Source organism: Aliarcobacter sp., from assembly GCF_041672065.1.
Lineage (GTDB): Bacteria > Campylobacterota > Campylobacteria > Campylobacterales > Arcobacteraceae > Aliarcobacter > Aliarcobacter skirrowii.
The window spans coordinates 23,960-30,155 of sequence record NZ_JBAZAH010000019.1 but is presented as its reverse complement, the minus strand read 5'-3'; the positions used below and the strand labels follow the sequence as shown (position 1 = coordinate 30,155).

At 28.4% G+C, this 6,196-nt stretch carries 6 protein-coding genes and 1 pseudogene; 1 reads left to right on the top strand and 6 read right to left on the bottom strand.

Translation table 11 applies throughout. The features are described from left to right. Positions 1-449: pseudogene (locus WC168_RS04655) on the top strand (hypothetical protein); the annotation flags it as partial. Here WC168_RS04655 and WC168_RS04650 read toward each other — a convergent pair. The 6 genes from WC168_RS04650 to WC168_RS04625 form a co-directional block, all read right to left on the bottom strand. Then, a complete protein-coding gene (locus WC168_RS04650) occupies positions 407-1,657 on the bottom strand; it encodes an NAD(P)/FAD-dependent oxidoreductase (RefSeq protein ID WP_372617807.1) in 1,251 nt (416 codons plus the stop codon). The pseudogene WC168_RS04655 and the gene WC168_RS04650 sit on opposite strands and share 43 nt — an antisense overlap. Continuing rightward, entirely contained in the window at positions 1,648-2,439 is a 792-nt protein-coding gene (gene rhuM, locus WC168_RS04645; protein ID WP_279135283.1) for a RhuM family protein, read from the bottom strand. Before rhuM ends, WC168_RS04650 begins: the two co-directional genes overlap by 10 nt. A 147-nt stretch (positions 2,440-2,586) precedes the next feature. Then, a complete protein-coding gene (locus tag WC168_RS04640; protein WP_066407825.1) occupies positions 2,587-3,288 on the bottom strand; it encodes a YdiY family protein in 702 nt (233 codons plus the stop codon). Then, a complete protein-coding gene (locus WC168_RS04635; RefSeq protein WP_279135278.1) occupies positions 3,281-4,807 on the bottom strand; it encodes a B12-binding domain-containing radical SAM protein in 1,527 nt (508 codons plus the stop codon). Before WC168_RS04635 ends, WC168_RS04640 begins: the two co-directional genes overlap by 8 nt. 20 nt (positions 4,808-4,827) lie before the next feature. Then, complete coding sequence (locus tag WC168_RS04630; RefSeq protein ID WP_372617804.1) at positions 4,828-5,262, bottom strand: NfeD family protein; 435 nt, start codon at positions 5,260-5,262, stop codon at positions 4,828-4,830. Next, positions 5,255-6,184: an SPFH domain-containing protein gene (locus tag WC168_RS04625; protein WP_066350244.1), complete on the bottom strand. Its 930-nt coding sequence runs from the start codon at positions 6,182-6,184 to the stop codon at positions 5,255-5,257. The genes WC168_RS04630 and WC168_RS04625 overlap by 8 nt, the downstream gene beginning before the upstream one ends. Positions 6,185-6,196 lie beyond the last annotated feature (12 nt).

Here is a 6,196-nt window from a genome sequence, read left to right as displayed (position 1 = left end):
TTAATATATTTCTATTTTTAAAATTTAAAAACATAGAAAGTATTAAAAATATGGCTCTTAAATTAACACTTATTTTACTATTTTTAAGATTTTCAATTCCATTTGTTGCATACTTAAATGAGTATAGTTATGACTACTTTATAAAACCTCAATACAATATTGAACAACTAAATGAGACTATTTTAAATACAAAAGATGAGATAAGTAAAATAAATCTTGAATCAGTAGAAGAGAAAGAGAGTGGTTTTTTTGAAAAGTTTAGACAAAAATTTGATATGACTTTTTATGAAAAAAAGGTAGATGAGTATAAAGATGCTGTTGATAGTTCAAGCGATAATATAGTTGATTTGATTATTGTATTTATATTTCAAACTATACTTTTGCCTCTTTTTTATCTATTTGTTTTTTATATTTTATTAAAAAAGCTTTTTAATTTTCCAGCCAAATAACCACTTGAAAAAGCCCATTGAAGATTGTATCCACCACAAGGTCCATCAATATCTACAAGCTCTCCACAAAAATATAGACCTTGTATAATTTTACTTTCCATAGTTTTTGAATCAATCTCTTTTATGCTAACTCCACCTCTTGTAATCATGGCTTGTCTAAATCCATCGTGACCAATAACTGTAAAAGGTGTCCAAGCTAGAGTTTTTATTAGTTTTTCTCTTTTAAACCCTTCTATTTGTTTAAATCTTAAATCTCTTTTTATATCGCAAATATTTAAAATCTCATTTGCAACACTTTTGGCAACTAAAGTCTCTAAGTTTTGTAAAATATTATCTTGTGGATTTTTTGATATCTCATCTTTTAGATGTTTATAAATCTCCTCTTCATTTTTTCCTTTTAGAAAATTTATAAGCAGAGGAACTTCATTGTAAGTTGCTAAAATAGGTGTTATCTCTCTTGCAAAATCTAAAATAACTGGACCTCTAAGCCCCTCTTTTGTAAAAATTAAATCTCCACTTATTTTTAGGTTTTTATACTTTTTTATATCTACTTTTAAAATAGCTTTTGCGATTGTATCAGCCTTGCAAGAGCCAAAGTTTTTCTCTTTTGTAAATAGTGGCATCATAGCTGGAGAGGTTTGTGTAATTTTGTGTCCAAAAGATGAAGCAAAGCTATATCCATCTCCAGTTGCTCCTAAAGTTGGATAACCTAAACCTCCAGTTGCTAAAACTAAATTTCTAGCTTTATAGATACTATCTTTGCTTTTTAGTTCAAAAATATCATCAAATTTTTCTATTTTTTCAATATTTATTGATGTTTTAAACTCTACACTTAATCTTTGAAGCTCTTTTTGTAAAGCTTCTAAAATAAGTGTTGAGCTGTGATTTATAGGAAAAATTCTAAATCCATCTTTAGAAATTGTTTCTACTCCAATTGAAGCAAAAAAACTTAGCAAATCATCTCTTGAAAACTCATCAAGAGCATCTTTTATAAATCTGCCATTTTTTCCAAATTTTTCAATAAACTCCAAAGGTGATAAAGTATTTGTAAGATTGCATTTGCCACCACCTGTTGCTTTTAGTTTTAGTGCAATTTGTGGCATCTTTTCTAGCAACAACACTTTTTTGCCCTCTTTTGCTGCACTTATAGTTGCAAATATTCCAGCTGGACCTGCTCCTAAAACTATTAAATCGTATATCATTTTAATCTCTTTATATCCTCTTCAAGCTCTTTTAAACTTTGGATTTTTTCTATTTTCTTTTGTTCATCTTTAAACTTTTTATACTCTAATCCACTTTTTGCAATTGCCATTTCATGGCTTATTTTTCCTGCATGAGTTAGTAACTCTCTACCATTTAAAGATATAACAGCATCTAATCTTGCAATCCAATCTTTCATATACATAGGTGTTCTTTGCATTGCCATAGTCTGCGCAAATGCTAAATATTGCTCAACAAGTAATCCCAAAATTGTTTTTTCATCTTTTGGGTCATAATCAATACTTGTCATATAGATGTCTTTGATTTTTTGATAAAAAAACTTTTCAGATATTCTAATATCTCTAAGTCTTTTTTGAAGTTCATCAAAATAGCCCATAGAGTTGCCATTTTTAAATCGCTCATCATTTAGTACAAAACCTTTTGTGATGTACTCTTTTAGTTTATCATTTGCCCAAATTCTAAATTTGGTACCTGTACTTGAACGAACTCTAAAACCAATGGCAATTATCATATCAAGATTATAATATTCTATATCTCTTTCTACTTCTCTATTTCCCTCTTTTTGAACTGTTCGGTAATTCCGAACAGTTGAAATTGGATTTAATTCCTCTTCTTCAAAAATAGCTTTTATATGTTCACTTATTGTTGATTTTGCTTTACCAAAGAGTTCACAAATTTGAGCTTGAGATAACCAAATTGAACCATCTTCAAATCTTACATCTACTTTGATATTTCCACTTTCGTTTTGGTAGATTAATATTTCACTCATTTGTAAACCTTTTTTTTCCTATTTTATCATTTTACAATTTGGAAACAAACTATTGAAATTATTTTATAAAATATGTATGAAAAATATCTGCTAAGATATATAGCACTAAAAGTGAAAGAATAATAACTCTATAGTTCATTTAAACTCTTAAAAATCATATATCAAAGATGTTAAAAACTTTTTATCAGTTTTCTCTTTTTGTGTTTGATTTGTATAATCAACTTTATAGCTAACTCCTAAAGATAAGTTTCCAACCATCTTTACATTTACACTACTCTCACTTGTCACAAAGTATTTTTCACTATCCTCCATAGATACAAGATAGTTTACCATCTGTTTAAATTCAACATCCTCTTTTATTTTATATTTATAATTTAACTCAGATTTTGAAGCAGCATACTCATTTTTTTTGCCATTTTCATACTTATCTAAAGAGTAATCAACTCCAGTTTTTATATCCAAAAGGTGGTCATCTGTATTTATAAACTTATAACCAAGTCCAGGTCCAATATTTAATCTTGAATCATAATCAGAAAACTCATCTTTTACATAATTTACACCCAAATATGTATAAAAATTATCTGTAAACATATAACTAGATTGTAGCTCTAACTCATACTTATTTGCAGACTCTTCATTGTTGTCTTTACTTTTTAATATTGAACCTTTGAATTTGAGCTCTATATCATCAATCTTTGATTTTACTTCAGCATCAGCTGCTAGTGTAGTTGTTTGTGTATTTCCACTTGTATTTACATAAGACAACTCTACTTTTCCTTCATTTTCTACAGCAGTTGCAAAGTTTAATAAAATTGGTAAAATTAGTAGTTTTTTATGGTTTTTAATCATTGTTTTCTATCCTTAAAATCTGTCTCTTATTTGCCCTGCTTTGTTCAATTTGAATAAAATCCTTCTCATATTTTTTATACTTTTTCAAAAATGGTGGTATTTTTCTACCCTCTATCATCATCACATCATCCAAAATTGTTTTTACCAAAATCTCCTCTTCCCAATCACGGCTTAAATACTCAAACAAATACTCAGCAACCCTATCAAGAGAGATTTTAAAAGTACTTTCACTTCTTTTATACAACCACTTACTAAAATCAAAAAAGTTTTTAAACACTTTACCATCTTTAAAAAGTAGTTTTGAAGTCTTTACAAAATTTCCACTATTGTAAACAATATCCCAAAACCTAGCAAATCTTTTCATATCTTGCATAAGTTCAAATGGTATTAGATTATTTTGTAAAATATCATAAGGTGGGTTTGGATTATAAACCATACCATGTAGTTCATCATGCCTATTTAAGGTAGTTCCAGATAGTTTTTTTAAAATTCCAATTTGAATTTCACCACTACTTAAAGTATATAGCAAATCAAGATTTGCCTCAAAACTCTCTATTGTTTCACTAGGAAGTCCTACAATTAAATCAATATGCATATGAGCTTTTGTCTCAGAACTCAAAAATGCTAGATTCTCTTTGATTTTATCAATTTTTAGATTTCTGTTTATATTTTTTGCAACATCTAAATTTAGAGTTTGAATACCAACTTCAAGTTGTAAACTTCCTGCTTTGAACTTTTTTAATCTCTGCCTTAACTCAAGTGGAAAATTATCAGGAATTACCTCAAAGTGTAAAAAATAGTCCTCATCTTTTGCCAAAAAATAGTCCAAAATAGCTTTTGCATAAGATATTTTTAGATTAAAAGTTCTATCTATAAACTTGTAGTTTCGTGCCCCTCTATTCCAAAGTTTATCAATCTCATTTAAAAAAATATCAATAGGCAAATATCTCATTGATGAGTCAATACTAGATAGACAAAATTCACAAGTAAAAGGGCAACCACGGCTACTTTCTATATAAATATGTCTATTTTTTATATCAAAATCTGTGTAATAATCATATGGTAGAGCAATTTTATCAAACTCAACTGGCTTTGCATGAATTATCTTATCTTTTGGTCTAATTCCACCAAAGATATTTTGGCAAAGATTATAAACACTTATTTCGCCCTCTCCAAACATAAAGTAATCTGCCATTTCAAAATCAACTCTATGTGGTAAATGGCTTATTTCAGGACCTCCAAGAGCTACTATTGTATTTGGGCTTATTAGTTTTATATATTTTACAATTTCGGCTACATCTTGAGCATTCCAAATATATGTTGAGATTAATACAATTTTTGGTTTGTACTCTAAAATCTCTTCAACTATTGTTTGATTTTGGCTATTTATTACAAACTCTAAAATCTTTGCTTTCTCTTTTAACTCTTTTAGATTTGCAAACAAGTATCTTAAAGATAGACTTGAGTGCGAAAATCTTGAGTTTAGTGTTGTTAATATTATCTCTTTTTGTCTATTCAATTTCTATTCTTTTTCTTATTTTATCTCTTATCTTGTTTTTCAATATATATTAAATTGTTCTCAATTTTTAAAACTTTTACTTTTTCATTTTCACTTAAATTTTTTATATCAAAACTTGGTTCAATTTGCCAAAAAGTTCCTTTATAAAATATTTGCCCTAGCTTAAACTCTCCAATACCTTCCTCATTGAAAAAGTTATCACTTATATCTTTTTCACTTTTTGAAAATCTTTTTAATGCTTTTTTTCTAAAAAGAATTAATAAAAACATTGATAAAACAGATATTAAAATAAGTTGCCAAAGGATATTTTCAAAACCATAAAAAAGTGATATAAAACCAACTAAAATAAATCCTAAAGCAAACCAAACAATCACAAAAGATGTTACAAATACTTCAAAAGCCAAAAGTAAAATTCCTAAAGCTATTAGAGTATAAAATTCCATTGCACTAGGCATTGTTTGCCTTTGTGTTTGATGCACCTTTGAAAAAAGCATCTCCTAAAACTGATGTACTTCCAATCATCTGTGTTACTTCATAAGGAAGTATCATTTTATCAGTACTAGAGCTTTCTGCTAAGGCTTTAAAAGCAGCAACTCTATCTTTTGCAAGTAAAAACTCAGCTGCTTTTTCATTTTGATTCATTGCTTCGTTTATTAAATTCATAGCCTCTTTTTGACCAGCTGCAACTTTTTCTTGCTCATATTTTTTTGCATCTGCCATTCTCTCTATTGCTTCAGCTTTTAAAATTTCACTTTGTTTAAAAGCTTCTGCTTCTCTAATTTGTGCCTCTTTTTGAGCCTCTGCTCTTGTTTGAATAGCTCTTTTTTCTCTCTCAGCTTCCATTTGCATATTCATAGCTTTTTCTATTGATGCAGGAACAGAGATATCTGCTATTTCAACTCTTGTTACTTTAATTCCCCAGTTTGCAGCGGCACTTCCTAGCTCTGTTTGAAGTTTTGCATTCAAAGTCTCTCTATTTGATAAAGTATCATCTAAAACCATAGCTCCAATTTCAGCTCTTAAAGTTGTCATTGCTAAGTTTGCAATTGCATCTTTGAAATTCATAACATTGTAAGTTGCCATAGTAGCATCATCAACTTTACAAAAAACAATACCATCTATTGAGATATTTACATTATCTTTTGTAATAACAGCTTGTCTATTTATATCAACCAACTGCTCTCTTGATGTTAAAATTGATCTTACATTGTCTATAATTGGAATAATTATATGAAATCCACCATGTAAAACTTTGTGAAATTTACCTAATCTTTCAACCACATATAAATCTGATTGAGATACTATTTTTACACCTCTTGTTATTATTACGATTGCAAAAAATATTATTGCAATTGCAAATGTTATTGTTGCTTCCATTTTGTCTCCTAT